Raw genomic sequence first — 20,776 nt, 5'->3', positions numbered from 1 at the left:
CGCACCAGCGCCTGTCCGGTCAGTCGCCCGGCATCGCGCCTTGCGAAAGCGCTGTCTCGATGGTCTCGATCAAGGTTGCCGGATCGACCGGCTTGCGGACGGTCCCTGCGACATTCATCTCTTCCAGCGTCTTGCCGCCGACCGAATCCATCGATCCGGAAATCACTATCACGGGAGGCGGGCTTTCGATCCGCTGGGGCAGGACCTGCAGGAAGCGAATGCCGTCCATGCGCGGCATGATGATGTCGAGCAGCACAAGATCGGCCGCCTCGCGCTCGAGCGCGTCGAGTCCTTCGACACCGTCGTTTGCGATGCGAACGGCGTAGCCTTCGTCCTGCAGCAGTTCCGCCAGCAGTTCGCAGCGCAGTTCATCGTCATCGACTATCAGGATGGCCTTTGCCGTCATGCAATCCGCCTCAAGCTAAGCTGGAAGGTATACCCTTTGCCGGTTTCGCTATCGTAAGCGAATTCGCCGCCCCAGCTGGACAGGGCACGCGCGCTTTCGCTCACGATCAGGAATTCCGGTATGTCGTGGCGCGGCGGTTTCGCGATCGCCTGGCCGAGCCGCGCGCGGTCCATGCCGAAGCCGCCGCAGATCTTGATGGCCGAGCGTGTCTCGTCTTCGGCCAGCGAGAAAGTCACCGTGCTGTGCTGCGGGCTGTCGGTAATGACGAGCCTCAGCAGCGCCTCGAACATGCGAGCGAGGACCACCGGATCGCCGACCGAATAGCCTGAGACTGCCGGCAATTCGAAATCCAGCTGCACATCGTAGCGGCCGGCGAATTCGGCGAGCCTTTGCCCGACGTTCTCGGCAATCGGCCTCAACTGGATGGGGTGGGGCATGTCGTCGCGCGTTGCGGGCTGGTTGCGCGCGAGGTCGTTCATCGTGTTGAGCCGGTCGGTCGCGGCCTGAGATGCCGCCACGATCCGTTCGATCATGCGTTCGCCGCGCTTCTTGTCGCCCGCGGCTTTCTTCGCCAGCGCCGCGGCAAGCGCGATGGTCTCGAGATCGTTGCGCATCTGGACGTCGATGAAATCCGTGATCGCGCCGCGCAGGTCCGAAAGACGTGCGAGGTCCGATGTGTCGAAAGCCTCGAGCACGACGATGTTTTCGTGCGTCGCCTGCGCCGGGTCGGGGCACGATACCCTGAGAGTGGCGCTGACACCTGCGATCTGCCGCATCGGGGCCGAGGCTTCGCCGCCCTCGCGCAGGATATCGCGCAGCAGCGCCTCGACCTGTCCCTTGGTCAGTTCGGTGAGGTTCTCGATGATTTCGGAAAGCAGCGCGGTTTGCGGGTTGATGCCCGATGCTTCCAGCAAATCGACCATCTGCGGGCTCGCATGCAGCGGGAAGCCGACCACGTCGAATGCCATGACCGAAGAATTGAGCTGGTCGATCGCCTTGCGTAGCTGGCGGCTGTTGCGCGAGATCAGCCCGATCGCGCTGACGACGCGGAAGTCGACCGGGTCCACCGCCCGACGCCCGCGTTGCTGGGCCGACAGGCTCGCGTGCGACTTCTGCATCGTCACGAAGCTCTGGGCGAGGCTTGCGGCGATGTATTCGCCGAGCTCGGCATCGGGACTGTCACCGAAAGTGTAGAGCCAATAGAGCGGCTTGTCCTCGTATCCGATCGCTCGCAGCCGGACCTGTCCGGGCCAACCGGGCAGCAGGCCGCGTACCGGCAGCGACCTTCCCTCGGCCAGGTGCGAGGCGAGCCTCGCGAGTTCGCCCTGCACGTCGCCGGCAAAATCGGAGACTTCGGCGTTGAAGGTGGCCGGCGGATTGGGCGAGAGGGGATCGGCAGGCCGCACCAGCAGCATGCGTTCGATCCCCACCATCTCGGCCGTTGCGACGAGTAGCGCGGGAAGGTTGTCCCGGTTCGAAAAGGCCGTGTGGGATACGGTCTGCTCGATCGCGCCAACCACGGAGCTTTCCAGCTTGCTGTCCTTGCGGCGCTCGAGGAACATGATCGTTCCGAGCCATGCCAGCGCCACTGCGGTCCAGATCCCGGCGAATGGCAGGATGACACCTGCCGACTCGAGCAAGATCCAGCCTGCGACCCCGGCGAATACGCAAAGCGAGAGCGCAATCGTGGCCGAGACATGCCGTTTCCTCAGCAGGATCGCGGCAAGCGCGCTGAGCATTGCGGCGAACAGTATGAGCAGGACTGCGGCCAGATTGCCGGACTTGGTCGCCTCGCGGCCGGTCGCCAGTGCCTGCACGGCGTAGGCGGCAAACTGTGCCCGAGACACTGCCGCAAGGTTGGGACTGATGGGCGTGGCCAGCAGGTTTCCGGAAAGCTCTTCCGGACGCGCGACAATAACCGTCATGCCTTCAAGGTCGCCTTCGACGAATTCGGCGCTGACCAGCTGGTCGGACGAAAGCTGGGCGAAGGAGAGCGAGCGCGGCATGGGCACGTAATATTCGCCCGCTCGCGGCTCACGGCCTGCGGCCACCGTCTCGAGCAAGGCGACCGCGCCGTCCTCGCTCTCGATCCAGGCATTTTGCGAGCGATGGATCCCGTATTCGGCGACCGGTCGGGCGATGGGGGCGCGCACGAGTTCGCCTTCTTGGCGCTGTGCCGCCGCAAGCAGTTCGGATGGCAGGCTGCCGGACAGGCGCGGTGCCGGAAAGCCGATGACCGTGCGCTCGCGTTCTTCAGCCGCCAAGCGCTCGAGACCGGAACCCGGATCGGACAGGAAAACGACACGCTCGGCGCCGAGCGCAAGGCTGGCCTGCACCAGCGCGCCTGCACTTTCGCCTTCCTCGAGCCTGATCAGCGTGACCGCAGGTGGCTCGGCCGTCCCGCGGACCGAGAGCCTGTCGAAGACGCTGCCATCGGTCGATTGGAAGAAGCCGGAGAAGTGCAGGATCGCGGCCAACAGAGCAGCCAGCAGCCCGGGCACGAGATGGTACGAATCCACCCCCAGGCGTCTCTGCAATCGCCTCAGTCTCTCGAGGCCCGGAATGTCAGCAAGACCAAGAATGCGCAGCCCCTATCTCCGGGCGAGAGGCTTGGCACTGCCTCGGCCTGTGTCAACCGGCAAAAGGGCGATCTGCACCGCCGGATTGTACCGGAGCGCAAAAGCGGCGTGAAAAGGCGGTGAAGCGAGGGAATCCGTGGCGGAGAGGGAGGGATTCGAACCCTCGATACGGTTGCCCGTATACTGCATTTCGAGTGCAGCGCATTCGACCACTCTGCCACCTCTCCGCATGTCGGGTGCGCTTGAATGGGCCGAGGCCCGGGTCGAAGCGAGCGCGCCCATTAGCCTTGCGTGGCTGCCTTGCCAACCCCCTTTGAGCGCGAAATCGGGGGATCGATCCCGCCGCACCCTTGTCTATTTGCCGCAGCGCACCATATTCTGCCTACTCATGGACAGGGCATCGTTTTTTTCCGCAACGGCAGGCCGCACGATCGAGGCGCCTTGCCGCATCCGCACCCGTTTCGCCATCGGCGACGTCGTACGCCACCGCGCATTCGATTTTCGCGGTGTGATCTTCGACATCGATCCGGTCTTCGCGAACAGCGACGAATGGTACCAGTCGATCCCGGAAGAGATCCGGCCGGACCGCAACCAGCCCTTCTACCACCTGCTCGCCGAAAGCGACGAGAGCGATTACGTCGCCTACGTCAGCCAGCAGAACCTGATCCGCGATTCGCTGGCAGGCCCCGTCTCGCATCCCGACGTGCACCAGTACTTCGGCAATTTCGAGAACGGCCGCTACCGCATGCGGACCCGCCTTACGCACTAAATTTGCGCTACCGCCCGTCGGGCTGCTTGAGCGCGGGTGTTAAACGGCAACCCCTGCGCGCTGGACCGCTTGCGCCCAAATCCGAACCTCGCTAGAGGCCCGCGTTCTTGTTTGGCCTACCGCGCTCAGCGCTACTTGAGGCCGGGGTGGTCAATCCAGGTCCCTTCGCGCTCAGGCAGCGAAGCGGTAGCGCAAACAGGAATGCGGAGCAGTGGCCGAGTGGTCGAAGGCGCACGCCTGGAAAGTGTGTATACGGTAACCCCGTATCGAGGGTTCGAATCCCTCCTGCTCCGCCACTTTGCCCCCGGTCTGACGGCCCGGTCCTATCTGGCGGTTTCGCGCCAGTTCACCGTTCCATCCAGATAATCGAACTCGAACAGTGTGTGGCCGCGCCTGCGATGGCGCTTGCCCTTTGCGAGCGGCTCGTGCGGCAACCCCGCATCGCGGGCGGCACGCAGGATGACCTCGTCCAGCAAGCTGCCTTCGGGCCAGACCGCGAGCAGCCTGACATTGGCGTTCACCCAGCAGCAAGTGGTCCCGTCCGCGGCGACGAATTCCGGAGTTGCAGAGCCTTCGTAGTGGTCCAGCCAACCTCCGGCAGTCCAATCGTCACCTTCGATCGAGATGCGGGGAGACAGGCTTTCGCTAAGCGTGATCCTGCCGCCTGCGAGCGTTTCGAGAGGGCCGGGCGGGAGATTGTCGGGGATCGCGAAATCCACGGTGCGGCTCCCGGTGCGCGGGCCGATGACTATCTGGCCCTCGAAGCTCTCTAGGCTGCGCGCCAGCTTCTCGGGGACGATCGGGAGGCAGGGCACGACGACCAGCGAATATCCCTCCAGATCGGCAGACGGCGGGAGGATGTCCACGTCGAGCCCGAGCCTCCGGAGCGCGCTGTAAGTTGCAAAAGCAGCCCATAGTGCCGAGCGGCCTTCGCCCTGCGGCTGGATCTGCGTCATCCACTCGGCATCGTAGGAGAAGATGATCGCAGCCTGTTTGTGCGCCTCTCCGCCGCTCCCGATTTGCGCGAGATCCCTCGCTGCTTCGCGCGCCTCGACAAGTGCGGGCGCGGGTTTGCCATCGGTCCTCAAAAGGCCCGCATGCATCTGCTCCTGCGCCTTGGGAAACTGGCGCCAGCGGAAATAGCTGACCAGTTCCGCTCCATGCGCGAAGGCCTCGAGCGTCCATAGCCGGACCATTCCGGGCAGCGGGGCAGGGTTGTGGCGCGCCCAGTTTACAGGGCCCGGCTGCTGTTCGAGCACCGACCAGCGTCCTCCCTTCGCGCAGCCTCGATACAGGTCGTGGTGGAATGCGGCGATGTCGGGATGGCCCTGCCGCGCGTAGTCGCGCTTCTCCTCCTCGGTGAAGCGGAACATCTCGAGGAAGCCGAGCGGGTAGCTGTCCCAGCCGAGCACATCGAGATCTGCGGCAAGGTCGTGGTGGTCGTAGCCGGTGTAGAAACCCATCGCATTGTGGGTGATGTCCCGGCCGGGGGAGCATTCTCGCAAGATATCGACCTGCGCGCGATTGAACGAGACGACTTGGTCTGAGGAGAACCGCCGGAAGGCGAGCCAGTGCGCCGGATTGGCCTCGGTCACGGTCAGGTTGGGAAGCTCGACCTCGTCGAACGAGCGATATTCCATGCTCCAGAAGACATTGCCCCATGCCTCGTTGAGCGCATCGATCGATCCGTAGCGTTTCTCAAGCCACTTGCGGAATGCATCGCGCGCAGCGGGGGAGAAGCTCTGCACCGTGTCGTGGCATCCATATTCATTGTCGGTCTGCCAGCTGACCACGCCGGGATGATTGCCATACCGCTCGGCGACCGCACGCGTAATGCGCGCCGCTTCCTCGCGATAGCCTTCGTGACTGAAGCAGTAGTGCCTGCGCGAGCCGAAGCCGCGCGGTTTCCCTTCGCGGTCGAGCGCGACCATATCGGGCATGCGATCGACCAGCCACTTGGGCGGGGTGGCGGTCGGCGTGCCCATGATGATGCCGAGCCCTGCTGCGTGCAGCGTCTCCACCGCGCGGTCGAGCCAGTCCCAGTCGAACCGGCCCGGCTCGGGTTCGATCCGGCTCCATGCGAACTCGCCGATGCGCACGCGGGTGAGGCCGGTCTCGCGCATGAGTGCCGCGTCGACGGCCCAGCGCTCTTCGGGCCAATGTTCGGGATAATAGCAAACGCCAAGGTCCATGCGCTTGCGTCTATCCCCGTTTCTGCGATGGATGCCAGCGGGATTTAGGGAGAGCGAGTGTGTTTGGCGACACGGCGCAATTCGGAAATGCGACGCAACTGGCGGTGTTTGTCGGCCTGACCGCGCTGGTCGGCCTGCTCACCTGGTGGAAGGTGAGAAGCGCCAAGCACGACGGCTCGGAGCAGGATGTCTTCCTCGCCGGCAAGGGGTTAAGCTGGGTTTTCGTCGCCGGCGCGATCACGCTGACCAACCTGTCCACCGACCAGCTGGTGGGCATGAACGGCAACCAGATGCTGCTGCTCGCATGGTGGGAAATCGCAGGATTCGTCGGCCTGATGGCGCTCGCCTTCGTCTTCGTGCCGCTCTACTATCGCTACAATTGCACCACCGTCACCGAGCTGCTCGAGCGGCGCTATGACGGTCGCTCGATCCGCACGCTGATCTCGGCGATCTTCATTGCCGGCAATTTGCTGATCTACCTTCCCGCAGCGCTCTACTCGGGCGGACTGTTCCTCCAGTCGCTGTTCGGCGCGCAGATCCCGCTAATCTACTTCTCGCTCGGCCTCGCACTGATCGGGGCGGCTTATACGGTCTTCGGCGGCCTTCGCGCCGTCGCGGTGATGGATACCTTTTCGGGGATCGGCATCCTCGCGCTCGCCCTGCTGATCGTGTTCCTCGCGCTCGCCGCGGTCGATTTCGACATCGTCACCGGCGTTCCCTCCGAACGGCTGAGTATGGTGGGCGCGGCCGACAGCCCGATCCCCTTCCACACGCTGTTCACCGGCATGGCCTTCATCCAGATCTTCTACTGGTCGACGAACCAGAACATCACCCAGAAGGCGATGGCCGCGCCGACGGTGAAAGAGGCGCAGAAGGGCGTTTTCGCCGCAGCCGCGATCCGCATCCTCGTGGTGCCGCCGATCGTAGTCATCCCGGGCGTGGTCGCCTACAAGCTGTTCGGCGACGTCGGTGATGCGGCATACGGCCGGCTAGTCGCCGAAGTCCTGCCGACCTGGCTGTCGGGCGCCTTCGCCGCGATGGTCGCCGCAGCGGTGATCACTACCTTCAGCGCCGTGCTCAACTCCACCGTTGCGCTCTACGCGGTCGACTTCCACGAACAGTTCATCGGCGAGGTGAAGAATCACTGGAAACTGGGCGCAGCGATGAGCGTCTTCGCCACCGTCCTCGCCATTGTCATGGTGCCGGTGTTCATGAATGCGGAAAGCATCATCAACCTGCTCCAGCAGCTGAATGGCCTGTCCTCCATGCCGATCCTCTCGGCCTTTATCGTCGGGCTGTTGTTCCGCGGTGTCGCGGCGCGCTCGGCGATTGCGGGCGTGGTCTGGGGCATCGGCCTCTACGCGCTTTTCACCTTCGAAGAGAGCTTCGCCGCTGCCATTGGCATTCACTATATCGACTTCATGGTGGTGACGCTGTTCACCTCGGTCGCCGCCGCGCTCGCCTTCAATCGCTTCGCGCTCGGTCGGCGGGTCGAGTGGATCGGGTTCGAGCTGTTCCGCGGGGCCCGCGAGGAAGGCGCTGCCGCGTGAGCGAGACCGCCGATCTCCATGCCCTCCATGGCGAGGAATGGAGTTGCATATTCTAACGGCAGGCAGACGGGACCATAGCCTGGCGACATCTCGGTGGACGTGTCGAACCGGGTGACCTGCCGTCGCTCGGGGATCTGCGCGGAGCGACGACATTCGCGGTCGAGGGCGAACCTGTGATGCAGGCAGCGCCAATTGCTGGAGGTGGCTGGTGGACAGGCTTCAGGGGATCGTCGGCAAGGATGGCGGTCCGCGGATGACAGGTGCAAGTTTCGGCGGATCGGTCGTGGTGGTGACCTCGCCGGGCCATGTCGCGGCTATAGAAGCGCAATTCGGCGACCGGCTCCTGAGGGTGACCTAGAGCGCGTAGACCTCGACGCGCATCGCTACGCTCCACTCCTCGCCAGCGGCAAGGACGCGCGCACCGGTGGCTTGGCCATGCCGGTTGAAGGCATCGGTCATGTGGCTGACCGGCTCGACGCAGAAATAGTCCTCGTCAGCGGGCACATAGACGGTGGTGAAGGAGAGGTCGGGGGAGGGCTCGATCCTCACGCCGATCTCGCGATCTGGCCATTCGACCAGCAGCGGACCCTCGCGGTCGGTGTAGACAGTGTCGACATTGCGCGTCGCCGCCGGCCTGCCCTCCCACCAGTCCACCGGAGCGAGATGCTCCTCGACCCGCGTCGGAATCATCGCGTCATCGGTCGCCCATTCGCCCTTGTGCAGGGATTTGAAGAGCGTCCGATCGTTGCGCGGGAAATAGGGATGGAAACCGAGCCCCGCAGGCATCGGATCTTCGCCAAGGTTGCGCAGCGCAAGTTCCAGCTCGAAGCCGTTCCCGTGTACGGCAATGTCCTGACGAGCCTCGAAGGGCCAGGGCCAGGCGCCGCCCTCGTACCGGAAGCCCAGCGTCGCCCGCGTTTCTGCCAGTTGCTCGACCGTCCACTCGGACAGCCAGCCGAAGCCGTGGATCACGGGGCTCGCCGGGTCACCGGGGTGGTTCGGTTCGAGGGCCACATCGCGGCCGCCGAAGGAAAAGCGCGAACCTGCAATACGATTGGAAAAAGGCACGAGCGGGAAGCAGCCGGCATCGAGCACCGAATTGCCTGGCCTCGTATGAAGGATGTCGAGCCCGCGCCATGTCGCTGCGCCAAGCGATCCGCCGACCGCCTCGTCGAAGGCAAGTTCGAAGTCTCCATTGGCGAGGCGGTGCGGCAAGGCGTTACTCCGGTCCGGGAAGGCGAGTCTTCTTGCCCGAAAGCGTGGGTGTGGCAATCGCGCCGCGGCGCTTCTCGACACCCGGTTTGACGAGGCACTCGCGATGGATCGGGCCAGCCCTGCGCGGAATCGCGTTTGCGATTCCCGAAAGCACGCCTAAGTTTCTCTCCGAAACCGATTCTGCGTTTTGAGGAGAGAGAGCCATGACCACCACTTATGCGAACCTGATCGACGGCGAGATGGTGACGACGAGCAATACGTTCGAAGTCGTCAATCCGGCCAATGAAGAGGTCGTGGGCCTCGTCCCCTCCTGCGGCAAGGACGAGCTCGACCGTGCGGTCGCCGCTGCCCGCCGTGCGTTCAAGACCTGGAAAAAGACCAGCGCGGAAGAGCGCCAGAAGGTCGTGATGGGCATTTCGGCCGCCATCAAGGACAATGCCGACGAGCTGTTCCGCCTGCTCACCACCGAGCAGGGCAAGCCGCATGCACAGGCACAGCAGGAGATCTACGGCGCAGCAGGCCTCGCCGCCGCGCAGTCGACGCTGACGCTCGACGATGTGATCAACCAGGATGACGACACGCGCCTCAGCCGTACGCGTCGCGTGCCCGTTGGCGTGGTCGGCGGTATCGTGCCGTGGAACTTCCCGGTCATGATGGCGATCCAGAAGATCGTGCCCGCGCTGATCTCGGGCTGCACCATCGTATTGAAGCCCTCGCCTTTCACGCCGCTTACCACGCTGCGGATCGCCGAGCTGATCAAGGATGTCGTGCCCGCCGGCACGGTCAACATCATCACCGGCCCGGACGAGCTCGGCCCGATGATCACCGAGCATCCCGACATCGACAAGATAACCTTCACCGGCTCGACCGCTACCGGCAAGAAGATCATGGAAGGCGCTGCGGGCGACCTCAAGCGCATCACGCTGGAGCTCGGCGGCAACGACGCCTCGATCGTGCTGCCCGATGCCGACGTCGAAGCGGTTGCTCAGCAGCTCTTCTGGTCGAGCTTCTCGAATGCAGGCCAGATCTGCGTCGCGGCGAAGCGCATCTACATCCACGAGGATATCTACGACGACCTGTCGAAGGCCATCGCGGAATACGCCAAGACCGTGGTCGTCGGCGACGGTTCGCAGCAGGGCACGGGTGTCGGCCCGATCCAGAACAAGAAGCAGTTCGACCGCGTTTGCGAGCTGATCCAGGATGCCAAGGACAATGGCTACCAGTTCCTGACCGGCGGCGACGTCGATCCCTCGGGCACCGGCTATTACGTGCCGATCACCATTCTCGACAATCCGCCCGAAGATGCGCGCATCGTGGCCGAAGAACAGTTCGGTCCGGTCATGCCGCTAATGAAGTTCGGCAGCGTCGAGGAAGCGATCGAGCGCGCGAACAATTCGGAATACGGCCTCGCCGGCGCTGTCTGGACGAAGGACACCGACAAGGGTGTCGAGATCGCCGAACAGCTTGAAACCGGCACCGTGTGGATCAACGAATTCCTGCACATCTCGCCGCTCGCGCCCTTCGGCGGGCACAAGCAGTCGGGCATCGGCGCCGAATACGGCATCGATGGCCTCAAGGAGTTCACCTATCCGCAGGTGATCACAGTCAAGCGCGACGCCGTCGTCTGATCCCTACTTGCGCTGCCATGACGCGTGCCTAGTGTGCGCGGCATGGCAGCTACTCCTCCCGCATGGAGCTTCGCGATCGATCGCGGGGGGACCTTTACCGATGTCGTAGCCACGACGCCTGACGGGCGGCTGGTGACCGACAAGCTGCTCTCCGAAAACCCCGAACATTATCGTGATGCCGCGAGCGAGGCGGTACGCCGCCTCATGGCCAAGCATGGCGAGGGCCCGATTGCGGAACTGCGCATCGGCACCACTGTTGCCACTAATGCCTTGCTCGAACGCAAGGGCGAGCGGTTGGCGCTCGCGATCACGCAAGGCTTCGGTGATGCGCTGCGGATCGGCACGCAGGCGCGGCCGGAGATCTTTGCCCGCCACATCGTCCTTCCCGAACAATTGCCGGCGCGCGTGGTAGAAGTGACCGAGCGTGTCGGTGTCGACGGCGAGGTCCTGACACCGCTCGACGAGGAAGCGGCGCGGCGCGATTTCGAGGCACTGCGGGGCGAGGGCTTCGATGCCATCGCCATAGTGCTGATGCACGGCTGGAAATATCGCGACCACGAGGAGCGACTGGCCGAAATCGCCCGCGAGATCGGCTTTGCGCAGGTCAGTGTGAGCCACGAAGTAGCCCCGTTGATCAAGCTGGTCCCGCGCGGCGACACGACCGTGGTCGATGCCTATCTCTCGCCGGTCCTGCGGCGCTACACCGACACTCTGCGCGCAGCGCTGCCCGATGCGGACCGCCTACGCTTCATGCAGTCGAACGGCGGGCTGGCCGAAGTCGGCGCTTTCCGCGGGAAGGACGCGATCCTGTCCGGCCCGGCGGGCGGGGTGGTCGGCATGGTCGCCGCTTCCGAGCCTTTGGGGCACTCCAAGCTCATCGGCTTCGACATGGGCGGTACGAGCACCGACGTCGCGCATTATGCGGGCGAGTACGAGTTGACCGGCGACAGCGTGGTGGCCGGTGTCCGCGTCGCCGCACCGATGATGCAGATCCACACCGTGGCGGCGGGTGGTGGCTCGATCTGCAGCTTCGACGGTGCGCGTTTCCGCGTGGGCCCCGAGAGCGCGGGCGCCGATCCGGGACCTGCTTGCTATCGCAAGGGCGGCCCGCTGAGCGTGACCGATTGCAACCTGTTTCTCGGGCGCATCGATCCGGCCTTCTTCCCGAGCGTGTTTGGCCCGAACGGCGATGAGCCGCTTGACCCGCAAGCCTCGCGGCGGCGCCTGGAGGAGGTCGCGGCATCGCTCCCCGAACCGAAATCGCTCGAGGACATTGCCGAGGGTTTCCTCGCGATTGCGGTCGACAACATGGCCAATGCCATCCGCAAGATCAGCGTGGCGCGCGGCCATGACGTGACGACCTATGCGCTCGCCTGCTTCGGCGGGGCGGGAGGGCAGCACGCCTGCAAGGTGGCCGATGATCTCGGGATCGAGACCGTGCTGGTGCACCCGCTCGCGGGCATCCTCTCGGCCTATGGCATCGGCCTCGCACCGGTGAAGGCGATCCGCGAGGTGAGCCTTGTGAAGCCGCTCGTCGATGACTTCATGGCGCCGCTGGCCGAGCTGGAGGAAGAAACGCGCGTGGCGCTGACTGGGCAGGGAATTTCCGACGAGGCGATCCGGCTCGAAAGCCGCGCTAGGCTGCGCTTCAAGGGCAGCGATTCCATGCTCACCGTCGATGTCGGCGACCCGGAGGACATGGACGAGGCCTTCCGCCTGCTCCACCGGCAGCGCTTCGGTTATTCGGATGCCGAAGCTCCCATCATCGTCGAGGCGCTGAGCGTCGAGGCGAGCGGCGTTTCTGGCGGCCTCGGCACGGTGCAGGCCGATCCGGTCGCGACCCCGGGCGAGGCATCCGGCTCGTGGCGCACGCTCGCCCGGGCGGACATGGGTGAGGGCGAGAAGGTCTCCGGCCCTGCACTGATCGTCGATCCGGGTTCGACGACGGTGGTCGAGCAAGGCTGGCAGGCGAAGCTCGCCGATGAAGGGACGCTGGTCCTGACCCGTGTCGAAGCGATGCAGCGCGACCTTGCGGTGGGGACCGAGGTCGATCCCGTCCGGCTCGAGATATTCAACAACCTCTTCATGGCGATTGCCGAGGAGATGGGCGTGGTGCTCCAGTCCACCGCGACCTCGGTGAACATCAAGGAACGGCTCGATTTCTCCTGCGCGCTGTTCGACCGGACCGGCGCTTTGATCGCCAATGCGCCGCATATCCCCGTCCACCTCGGCAGCATGGGCGACAGCATCGCGCGGGTGATCGAGGAGCGCGGAGCGAGGCGCGACGGGCGCGGGTTCAAGCGCGGCGATGCCTATGTCCTCAACGATCCCTATCGCGGCGGCACGCATTTGCCCGACATCACGGTGATCGTGCCGGTCTTCTATGGCGAAGAGGGCGGCGACAGGGTGGGTGGGGAACCGGACGCCTTCGTCGCCGCGCGCGGGCACCATGCCGATATCGGCGGGATCGCCCCTGGCTCGATGCCACCCGAAAGCGCGACCATCGAGGAGGAGGGTGTCATGATCGACAATCTCCTGATGGTGGACGAGGGGCATTTCCGCGAAGCAGCGGTGCGAGAGGTGCTGGCGAGCGCCAAGTTCCCCGCCCGTAATCCCGACCGCAATCTCTCCGACCTGCGCGCGCAGCTCGCTGCTTGCACACGTGGCGCGGAACTCCTGCAGGGCGCGGCCAGCGACCAGGGGGCGGAGGTCGTCGCGGCCTACATGGACCACGTGCTCGCCAATGCCGAGGAGAGCGTGCGCCGGCTTCTCGACCGGCTCGAGGACGGCAGCTTCGCCTACGAGATGGACAACGGCGCGGTCGTGAGAGTCGCGATCCGGATAAACGACGCGACCCGCTCCGCCGTTTTCGACTTCACCGGCACCAGCGACCAGCTGCCCGACAATTTCAACGCGCCGCGCTCGATCACCCGCGCCGCAGCGCTATATGTCCTGCGCACGCTGATCGACGACCAGATCCCGATGAACGACGGGTGCCTGCGACCCGTCGAACTTGTCGTGCCCGAAGGTTCGATGCTCAATCCGAAGCCGGGCGCGGCAGTGGTCGCGGGCAATGTCGAGACCAGCCAGGTCGTCACCGATGCGCTGTTCGCCGCCACCGGCAGGCTCGCCCCGAGCCAGGGGACGATGAACAATTTCACCTTCGGCAACGAAGCGCACCAGTATTACGAGACGATCTGCGGCGGCTCCGGCGCGGGGCCCGACCATGACGGGACCAGCGCGGTGCAGACCCACATGACCAACAGCCGCCTGACCGATCCCGAAATCCTCGAAACACGCTTGCCGGTGCGGCTCGAAAGCTTCGCCATCCGTCGCGGCTCCGGCGGTGCGGGCGCGCATCGTGGTGGCGACGGGGTCGTACGGCGCGTCACCTTCCTCGAGGAGATGCGCGCCAACATGCTCGCCAACCGCCGCAAAGTGGCGCCGCGCGGGATCAACGGCGGCGGAGATGCGCAGCCGGGTCGCAACTGGGTCGAGCGGACCGACGGCACGTCTGAGGAATTCGGGGCGACCGGGCACAAGGACATGATGCCCGGCGACACATTTGTGATCCTGACGCCCGGAGGGGGCGGCTTCGGGGAGGGAAAACAATGAATTACTGGCCCTTGCTGGGCATCGCGTTGGTCGTGATCGGCTTCGCGCTGCGCTTCAATCCGCTGCTGGTCGTGGTCGGCGCGGCGCTTGCGACGGGGCTTCTGGCGGGCCTCGATTTCGTCGCCGTGGTCGAGGCGCTGGGCAAGGCCTTCAACGACAACCGCTATATCTCGGTGACGTGGATCATCCTGCCGGTGATCGGCCTGCTCGAGCGATACGGCCTGCAGCAGCGCGCCCGCGCAGTGATCGAGAACCTGCGCGGTGCGACCATGGGCAAGCTGCTGACGGTCTACCTGCTGTTCCGCCAGGTCACGGCGGCCATCGGGATGAAGGACATTGGCGGCCACCCGCAGGCGGTCCGCCCGCTGGTAGCTCCGATGGCCGAGGCCGCAGCGGAGAAATCGCACGGAAAACTGGCCGAGGACGACCGGCAGAAGGTGCTCGCCATGTCGGCCGCCACCGACAATGTCGGGCTGTTCTTCGGCGAGGACATCTTCTTCGCCATCGCCTCTATCCTGCTGATCCAGGGCGTGTTCGAAAGCTACGGCTATCCGCTCACTCCGCTGCAGCTTTCGGTCTGGGCGATCCCGACCGCGATCTGCGCCTTCATCATCCACGGCTGGCGCATCCGCGCGCTCGACCGGAATATCGGGCGGGTCCCGGCGGAGGCAGGCGAATGATCACCTACGAATGGCTCTACGTCCTTGCGGGCGTGTTCTTCGCGATCTGGGCGCTGCTTAGCCTGCGCGACAGGCGCTGGGGCAATGCCGCCTTCTGGGGACTGCTGGCGGCGAGCTTCTTCTTCGGCAGCAACCTCTCCGATTTCGCCAATGGCGTGCTGGTCCTCGCGATGGTCGCGATTGCAGGCACGGGCGCGCTGAAGCGCAGCGATCCGGAAACGACGAGCATCGAGGAGCGCCGCGACTATTCCAAGATGCTTGGCAACAAGCTCTTCGTGCCTGCGCTGATCGTGCCGATCACTGCGGTCGCGGGCACGCTGTTCTACAATTACACGACCTTGAGCGAGACTGGCCTGTTCGAGGCACGGCGCGAGACGCTGATCCTTTTCGGCGTCGGCGTGCTCGTCGCGCTGGTGGTGGCGATGGCCTGGCTGCGTCCGCCTGCGCTCGCGCCAGCGGAGGAGGGCAGGCGGCTGCTCGATTCCATCGGCTGGGCGGCGATCCTCCCGCAAATGCTCGCTGCGCTAGGCGCGGTCTTTGCGCTGGCCGGCGTGGGCGAGATCATCGGCGGCGTTGCAGGCGACATTATTCCCGATGGCAGCGTATTCCTCACCGTCGTGGTCTTCGCGCTCGGCATGGCGCTGTTCACGATGATCATGGGCAATGCCTTTGCCGCATTCCCGGTGATGGCAGCCGCGATCGGCATCCCGCTACTGGTCGAGACCTATGACGGAAATCCGGCGGTGATCGGCGCAGTCGGGATGCTCGCGGGCTTCTGCGGTACGCTGATGACCCCCATGGCGGCGAACTTCAACATCGTGCCCGCCGCGCTGCTCGAACTGAAGGACCAGAACGGGGTGATCCGCCAGCAAATCGGGACCGCGATCCCGCTGTGGCTGTGCAATGTCGCAATCATCTATGTGGGAGCATTTCTGCTGTGGAACTGACACCGGAACTCGCCAGCAGTTTCGCCCGCATCGCGCTGGGCCATGTAGCGCGCGAGTACCCGCACAAGCTTGATCACGTGATGGCGGGCGACGCGGACGTCCTTTCTCCGCGAACGCTCCACCCGGTCTTCTTCGGGAGCTTCGACTGGCACAGCTGCGTCCACGGCTGGTGGACGCTCCTCACGCTGCGCAGGCTCTATCCCGACATGCCCGAGGCCCGCGACATCGAGGCGCTGGCCGATGCGACCTTCACGCGCGAGAAGCTGGCCGTCGAACTCGCCTATCTCGACCGACCTGAATCGCGAGGCTTCGAGCGGCCCTATGGCTGGGGCTGGCTGCTTTACCTCCATCACGAAGCCGCGCGGCATGATGACCGGGAATGGGGAGCGCGTCTCGAGCCGCTCGCCAGCGCATTTGCCGACCGTTTCGGCGACTACCTGCGCGTGCTGACCTATCCGATCACCGTGGGCACGCATTTCAACACCAGCTTCGCACTTGTCCTTGCGCGCGAGTGGGCGGAAACCCGCGATGCAAAGCTGCTCGCGACGATCGACGAATGGTCGCTCGCCGCTTTCGGCCAGAAGCGGTCCTACGATGGTTGGGAGCCTGGCGGGGACGAATTCCTTTCCCCCGTTCTCACCGTCAGCCTGCTGATGAGCCGTGTCATGCCGCACAGCCAGTTCGTTCCGTGGTTCGAGGACCTCGTCCTCGCCAATGGCTGGCTGGAGCGGGACTGCCGTCCTGTCACGGTCAGCGACCGGAGCGACGGCAAGATCGCGCATCTCGACGGGCTCAATCTGAGCCGCGCCTGGTGCCTTCGCGAAGTGGACCGCCTGCTTGGCTCTCATCGGGCTTCGCAGCTGATTTCGGACAGGGCCCGGGCGCATCTCGAGGCAGCCCTCGGCCATGTCGCAGGAGACTATATGGGCGAACACTGGCTCGCCAGCTTCGCTCTCCTCGCCTTGCTGGCCGACCGCTAGCGGGTCAGGCGCTGCGCAAGCCCGCCGAGGAGGCGCGCGGACCGCCGCCGCTTGCCCGTCCTATGGCCATGGCTAGGGCCAGGTCTTCGGACACGTGGATCACCCCGCCATCGCCGCGGCGCGAACTCGTACCGAGGAACACTTCATATTCGCCTGCCGAGACCGCGAACCGGCCGTTTGCCAGCGCGGTGCCGATCTGCTCGCGCCCAATCTCGAAGAACAGTGCCCTGCTTTCGCCCGGTCGCAGCTGGACACGCGCGAACTCCGCCAACCTGCGCGGACCTGCGCCATCCTTGGTGCGGGGAGTGGCATAGAGCTGGATCGTCTCGCTACCCGCGCGTTCGCCGACATTGCGCAATTCGCCCGAGACATGGATGCAGTTGCTGCCTTCCTCGATCGTGACGCCTGTCAGCGCGAAGTCGGCGTAATTCTCGCCATGGCCGAAGCGCATGTCTTCTCCGGTGCCATCGGCATCGAGATCGTAGGGCAGCTTGCCGCTCGGATTCGCCTCGCCGGTCAGGAGTTCCGCGATGGCATGACCGCCCATGCTGCCCGGCTCGCCCGCATGGAGGATGACCGGCAGGCGTTTCTCGCGCAGCACCGGATCGACCGCTTTCGCGCCGATCGTCACCAGCACCACGCGCGGATTGGCGCCCATGAGCGATGTGAGCAACTGCTCCTGCGCTTCGCCGAGCTTGCCCGAGCCGTTGCAGGGCAGGACCACCACGATGGTACCGGCGCGTTTCGCTGCCTCGCTCGCCATGCCGATCGCCATACGGTCGGCATCGATCATGCGGTCTTGCGGCGTACCGTTGTTGCGCAGCGCGAGACCCGGCACGAAGCGGTAGGGTACGCCCAGTTGTTCGAGCCCGTCGATCACGCTTGCCGCCACGCCTTCGCGGCCGGCAAGTGCGAGATGACGGTCGCTCGCTGCGGTGCCGACGACGAGGATGTCGCCCGAATCTATCCCGAGCGGCAGATAGGCAGGCTGGTTGCGTAGCAACACGGCAGATCGCCGCGCCAGCTCCAGCGAGACTTCGCGGTTGTGGACCGGCGTGGGAAGCGGCCCGCGGTGTGCCGAGGCCGAAGCCGAAAGTGCCCTGCCGAACAGGCCGATGCGGTACTTTGCGCGCAGGACCCTCCCGACAGCCTCGTCCAGTCTGTTCGCGTCGATCCTGCCGGTCGTGACGGCCTCGACGAGCGAATCCACCGGCATGGCCTCGTTCTGCCCGCCGCTCTCGGCGAAATTCGCTTCGTTCGCGAGGTCGTCCCATTCGGCCAGCACGATTCCGTCGTAGCGGCCCGGTGCGGCAAGCTCGTGGGCAGCCTCTTCAAGGGACCTGCGCAAATCGGCATCGGCGTGGTGGAAGGCCAGAGCCCCGACATTTGCTGTGTCGATGGCGTTGCGGGCAATCGCCAGCGCATTCTGGAACTGGGTATCGTCGCGAGGCCCGCTCGCTTCCACGAAGTCGAGGCATGCCAAGGTTGCCTGGCCACTGGTTTCGTCTTCCGCCTGCACGCCTCTGACTAGGGCGGCGGCCATGGAGGCGACGAGATGCAGTTGTCCCGCCTGGAACGCCTGCTCGTCATCAAGGGCTGCGGTGCCCGGCGCGACCTTCGGGCCGAACAGCCAGTTTATTCCGCGGCACTCGGCTTCCTGCGCGATGACCTTACCGGCTGCCTCTACCGCGGCGGTGTCGAAACTCGCGCACATGGTCGCAGGGGTCGGGAAGACCGTCTCGTGGCCTGTCCGGATATCGCTGGAGAAGAGCAGCGGGATGCCGAGGCGTGTTTCCTCCTGCGCGAGTTGCTGAAGGGCATCGGCCTGTTCGCGGCTGACGATCCCGCGTACGCCGCCGATCCGGCCTGCCCGCAGGGCGCGTGCAAAGCCTTCCGCCTCACGCTGGTCGCCGGGGTCTGGAGCGCGCCGGAAGGCGAGCTGCCCGGCCTTCTCGAGCAGCGTCATATGCGCCAGCATGTCGGCGACGAACCGTTCGCAATCGCGGTCTGGTTGGAAGCGGTTCACGCGCGCATGCTCCGCGCTGCGCGTACGCGCGCGCCTGAAAGCTTGCCGGTCCGGGCATGGCAGTGCGCGACGACGATTCCTCCCGCCAGATGGCAAGTCTCGGTCGGCGATGCTCCGCCGACCGCTCATCCGCGGACCCGAAACCAGAGAGGAAATCGGGCCGCGTTGGCGCAAACCCTGACGTGGAATGGTAAAATTCCGGTAAGTCGCGGCAAAAAAGAGGCATTTCTGACTATTCAGAAAACCTTTCGAGAAGGACATTTACGGACATAAAAATATCTTTATATGTTCGTCTCTCGATGCGTACCGAAGCACTCTTCCGCGCCCTGGCCGACCCGACCCGGCTCAGGATCATGCGCCTGCTGGGCTCAATGGAGCTGGCGGTGGGCGAGATCGCGCAAGTGCTCGGCCAGAGCCAGCCGCGCGTTTCGCGCCATATCGGCATCCTGTGTGATGCGGGCCTTGCAGAGCGCCGCCGCGAGGGCAGCTGGATCTTCCTGAGGTCAAGCACCGATGGCGATGGCGAGCAGCCGATCCGCTCGGATATCGCGCGCCTCCTGACCCGTTCGGAAGGTTCGGACCCCGCCTTTGCCGAGATGTGCGAAGCCGACCGCCTCAAGCTCGCCGAGATCCGCCAGGCGCGCGAGGAGCAGGCGCAGGAATATTTCGCCAGCAACGCGCATGACTGGGACGAGCTGCGCCGCCTCCATTCCTCCGACGCCAATGTCGAGCGTGCGCTCGCCGATGCGCTGGGCGAAGGCAGCCTTGGCCGCCTGCTCGACATCGGCACGGGCACAGGCCGCATGGCCGAGCTTTTCGCTGCCCGCGCCGACCATATCGTCGCGCTCGACAAGAGCCTTGCCATGCTGCGCGTCGCCCGCGCCAAGCTGCAACACCTGCCTGCCGAAAGCATCGAGCTGGTGCAGGGCGATTTCACCGGGCTGCCCTTTGCGCCGGCGAGTTTCGATACGGTCCTGTTCCACCAGGTCCTGCATTTTGCGCACAGCCCGCCCGCCGTCCTTTACGAGGCCGCGCGCGTGACGCGTGGCGGCGGCCGCGTGGCGATCGTCGACTTCGCCGCACACCAGCGCGAGGAATTGCGCGAGCGCCATGCCCATGCGCGCCTCGGCTTTGCCGATGAACAGATGCGCGAATTGCTCGAAGATGCGGGTTTCGCACCCGCCGATCCCATCTCGCTCGAAGACGGCGAGCTGGTCGTGAAGATTTGGATTGCCGAGCGCAGGCGTGCGGCTGAAAGGAACGTTGGATGAGCCCCACGCTCGACCAGATGCGCGAGGCACAGCGCGCTCTCGAAGGCCCGCTGTTTTCCGGGCTGCCCGGGGATATCGAGGTGAGCTTCGAATTCTTCCCCCCGAAGACGGAGAAGATGGGCGAAACCCTGTGGCACAGCGTGAAGACGCTCGAGCCGCTCAACCCGCGCTTCCTTTCGGTGACTTACGGGGCAGGCGGTTCGACGCGCGAGCGCACGCACGAGGCCGTTCGCCGGATCGTGAGCGAGACCGGTATCCCGGCGGCAGCGCATCTCACCTGCGTCCAGGCGACGCGCGAAGAAGTCGACCAGGTCGCGCGCGAATACTGGGAAGAGGGCGTGCGCCACATCGTCGCCCTGCGCGGAGATGCGCCGGACGGCAGCGGCAGCTACACCCCGCATCCGGGTGGCTACGAGAATGCAGCCGACCTGATCGCGGGCCTCAAGAAGATCGCCGATTTCGAAATCTCGGTTGCCGCCTACCCGGAAGTCCATCCGGATTCGCCCGACCGGCAGGCCGATCTAGATAATCTCAAGCGCAAGTTCGACGCGGGCGCGACCCGCGCGATCACCCAGTTCTTCTTCGAGCCCGAGTGCTTCTTCGACTTCCGCGACAAGGCGGTAGCCGCAGGGATCGAAGGCGAGATCGTGCCCGGCATCATGCCGGTGATGAGCTTTGCCGCAGTCCAGCGCATGAGCGGGCTGTGCGGCACGGCAATCCCGGACTGGATGGAGGGCCTGTTCAAAGGGCTCGACGAACGCCCCGAGGCGCGCCAGCTGGTGAGCGCGACCATCGCCGCCGAAATGTGCCGCCGCCTCTATGCGGGCGGGGTGCGCCAGTTCCACTTCTACACCCTAAACCGCGCCGAGCTGAGCTATGCGATTTGCCACATGCTCGGCCTGCGCCCGAAGGCCTGAT

The 20,776-nt window shown here is 65.1% G+C and carries 16 protein-coding genes and 2 tRNA genes; 11 read left to right on the top strand and 7 right to left on the bottom strand.

Features of this window, described 5'->3' with window-relative positions; translation table 11 throughout:
• Positions 1-19: 19 nt before the first annotated feature.
• From K3163_RS12025 to K3163_RS12015, 3 genes are all read right to left on the bottom strand, one after another.
• A complete protein-coding gene (locus K3163_RS12025) occupies positions 20-406 on the bottom strand; it encodes a response regulator (protein ID WP_221554375.1) in 387 nt (128 codons plus the stop codon).
• Positions 403-2,925, bottom strand: a complete 2,523-nt coding sequence (locus K3163_RS12020) for a histidine kinase (protein WP_221554374.1) — start codon at positions 2,923-2,925, stop codon at positions 403-405. The genes K3163_RS12025 and K3163_RS12020 overlap by 4 nt, the downstream gene beginning before the upstream one ends.
• Before the next feature lie 197 nt (positions 2,926-3,122).
• A tRNA-Ser gene (locus K3163_RS12015) sits at positions 3,123-3,212 on the bottom strand.
• Positions 3,213-3,373: 161 nt separating this feature from the next.
• Here K3163_RS12015 and hspQ point away from each other — a divergent pair.
• On the top strand, positions 3,374-3,754 hold the full coding sequence (hspQ, locus tag K3163_RS12010) for a heat shock protein HspQ (RefSeq protein ID WP_221554373.1): 381 nt from the start codon (positions 3,374-3,376) through the stop codon (positions 3,752-3,754).
• 205 nt (positions 3,755-3,959) lie between these two features.
• Positions 3,960-4,050 (top strand) — tRNA-Ser (locus K3163_RS12005).
• 27 nt (positions 4,051-4,077) lie between these two features.
• On the opposite strand, the gene K3163_RS12000 is transcribed toward K3163_RS12005, so the two are convergent.
• Positions 4,078-5,946, bottom strand: a complete 1,869-nt coding sequence (locus K3163_RS12000; protein WP_221554372.1) for a beta-galactosidase — start codon at positions 5,944-5,946, stop codon at positions 4,078-4,080.
• A gap of 59 nt (positions 5,947-6,005) precedes the next feature.
• Here K3163_RS12000 and K3163_RS11995 point away from each other — a divergent pair, with 59 nt between their 5' ends.
• On the top strand, positions 6,006-7,496 hold the full coding sequence (locus K3163_RS11995) for a sodium:solute symporter family transporter (RefSeq protein WP_345719732.1): 1,491 nt from the start codon (positions 6,006-6,008) through the stop codon (positions 7,494-7,496).
• Positions 7,497-7,704: 208 nt separating this feature from the next.
• Positions 7,705-7,854, top strand: coding sequence for a hypothetical protein (locus K3163_RS11990; protein WP_221554371.1), 150 nt, complete (start codon positions 7,705-7,707; stop codon positions 7,852-7,854).
• Here K3163_RS11990 and K3163_RS11985 read toward each other — a convergent pair.
• Positions 7,851-8,711, bottom strand: coding sequence for an aldose 1-epimerase (locus K3163_RS11985; RefSeq protein WP_221554370.1), 861 nt, complete (start codon positions 8,709-8,711; stop codon positions 7,851-7,853). The two genes, K3163_RS11990 and K3163_RS11985, sit on opposite strands and share 4 nt — an antisense overlap.
• A gap of 4 nt (positions 8,712-8,715) precedes the next feature.
• Positions 8,716-8,865: a hypothetical protein gene (locus K3163_RS11980; protein ID WP_221554369.1), complete on the bottom strand. Its 150-nt coding sequence runs from the start codon at positions 8,863-8,865 to the stop codon at positions 8,716-8,718.
• Between the two features lie 49 nt (positions 8,866-8,914).
• Here K3163_RS11980 and K3163_RS11975 point away from each other — a divergent pair, with 49 nt between their 5' ends.
• The 5 genes from K3163_RS11975 to K3163_RS11955 are packed head-to-tail and all read left to right on the top strand — an operon-like array spanning position 8,915 to position 16,561.
• The gene (locus K3163_RS11975) at positions 8,915-10,339 is read left to right on the top strand and encodes an aldehyde dehydrogenase family protein (RefSeq protein WP_221427686.1); all 1,425 of its coding nucleotides are present in this window, start codon (positions 8,915-8,917) and stop codon (positions 10,337-10,339) included.
• Positions 10,340-10,381: 42 nt separating this feature from the next.
• A complete protein-coding gene (locus tag K3163_RS11970; protein ID WP_221554368.1) occupies positions 10,382-13,954 on the top strand; it encodes a hydantoinase B/oxoprolinase family protein in 3,573 nt (1,190 codons plus the stop codon).
• Entirely contained in the window at positions 13,951-14,634 is a 684-nt protein-coding gene (locus K3163_RS11965; protein ID WP_221554367.1) for a DUF969 domain-containing protein, read from the top strand. The genes K3163_RS11970 and K3163_RS11965 overlap by 4 nt, the downstream gene beginning before the upstream one ends.
• Entirely contained in the window at positions 14,631-15,581 is a 951-nt protein-coding gene (locus tag K3163_RS11960; protein WP_221554366.1) for a DUF979 domain-containing protein, read from the top strand. The genes K3163_RS11965 and K3163_RS11960 overlap by 4 nt, the downstream gene beginning before the upstream one ends.
• The gene (locus K3163_RS11955; protein ID WP_221554365.1) at positions 15,572-16,561 is read left to right on the top strand and encodes a DUF2891 domain-containing protein; all 990 of its coding nucleotides are present in this window, start codon (positions 15,572-15,574) and stop codon (positions 16,559-16,561) included. The genes K3163_RS11960 and K3163_RS11955 overlap by 10 nt, the downstream gene beginning before the upstream one ends.
• 4 nt (positions 16,562-16,565) lie before the next feature.
• Here K3163_RS11955 and K3163_RS11950 read toward each other — a convergent pair whose 3' ends face one another.
• Positions 16,566-18,587, bottom strand: coding sequence for a glycoside hydrolase family 3 C-terminal domain-containing protein (locus tag K3163_RS11950; RefSeq protein WP_221554364.1), 2,022 nt, complete (start codon positions 18,585-18,587; stop codon positions 16,566-16,568).
• Between the two features lie 299 nt (positions 18,588-18,886).
• Here K3163_RS11950 and K3163_RS11945 point away from each other — a divergent pair, with 299 nt between their 5' ends.
• Both K3163_RS11945 and metF read left to right on the top strand, forming a co-directional pair.
• On the top strand, positions 18,887-19,858 hold the full coding sequence (locus K3163_RS11945; protein WP_221554363.1) for an ArsR/SmtB family transcription factor: 972 nt from the start codon (positions 18,887-18,889) through the stop codon (positions 19,856-19,858).
• Positions 19,855-20,775, top strand: coding sequence for a methylenetetrahydrofolate reductase (gene metF, locus K3163_RS11940; protein WP_221554362.1), 921 nt, complete (start codon positions 19,855-19,857; stop codon positions 20,773-20,775). The genes K3163_RS11945 and metF overlap by 4 nt, the downstream gene beginning before the upstream one ends.
• Position 20,776 lies beyond the last annotated feature (1 nt).

The organism is Qipengyuania xiapuensis, from assembly GCF_019711395.1.
Taxonomy (GTDB): Bacteria; Pseudomonadota; Alphaproteobacteria; order Sphingomonadales; family Sphingomonadaceae; genus Qipengyuania; species Qipengyuania xiapuensis.
This window is presented reverse-complemented; position numbering and strand designations above follow the sequence as displayed.

What these genes read in the sequence shown, in the direction of transcription:
- hspQ (WP_221554373.1), top strand. Translation starts at nt 3,374, where the DNA reads ATGGACAGGGCATCGTTTTTTTCCGCAACGGCAGGCCGCACGATCGAG.
- K3163_RS12025 (WP_221554375.1), bottom strand. Translation starts at nt 406, where the DNA reads ATGACGGCAAAGGCCATCCTGATAGTCGATGACGATGAACTGCGCTGC.
- K3163_RS11965 (WP_221554367.1), top strand. Translation starts at nt 13,951, where the DNA reads ATGAATTACTGGCCCTTGCTGGGCATCGCGTTGGTCGTGATCGGCTTC.
- K3163_RS12000 (WP_221554372.1), bottom strand. Translation starts at nt 5,946, where the DNA reads ATGGACCTTGGCGTTTGCTATTATCCCGAACATTGGCCCGAAGAGCGC.
- K3163_RS11975 (WP_221427686.1), top strand. Translation starts at nt 8,915, where the DNA reads ATGACCACCACTTATGCGAACCTGATCGACGGCGAGATGGTGACGACG.
- K3163_RS11945 (WP_221554363.1), top strand. Translation starts at nt 18,887, where the DNA reads ATGCGTACCGAAGCACTCTTCCGCGCCCTGGCCGACCCGACCCGGCTC.
- K3163_RS11960 (WP_221554366.1), top strand. Translation starts at nt 14,631, where the DNA reads ATGATCACCTACGAATGGCTCTACGTCCTTGCGGGCGTGTTCTTCGCG.
- metF (WP_221554362.1), top strand. Translation starts at nt 19,855, where the DNA reads ATGAGCCCCACGCTCGACCAGATGCGCGAGGCACAGCGCGCTCTCGAA.
- K3163_RS11970 (WP_221554368.1), top strand. Translation starts at nt 10,382, where the DNA reads ATGGCAGCTACTCCTCCCGCATGGAGCTTCGCGATCGATCGCGGGGGG.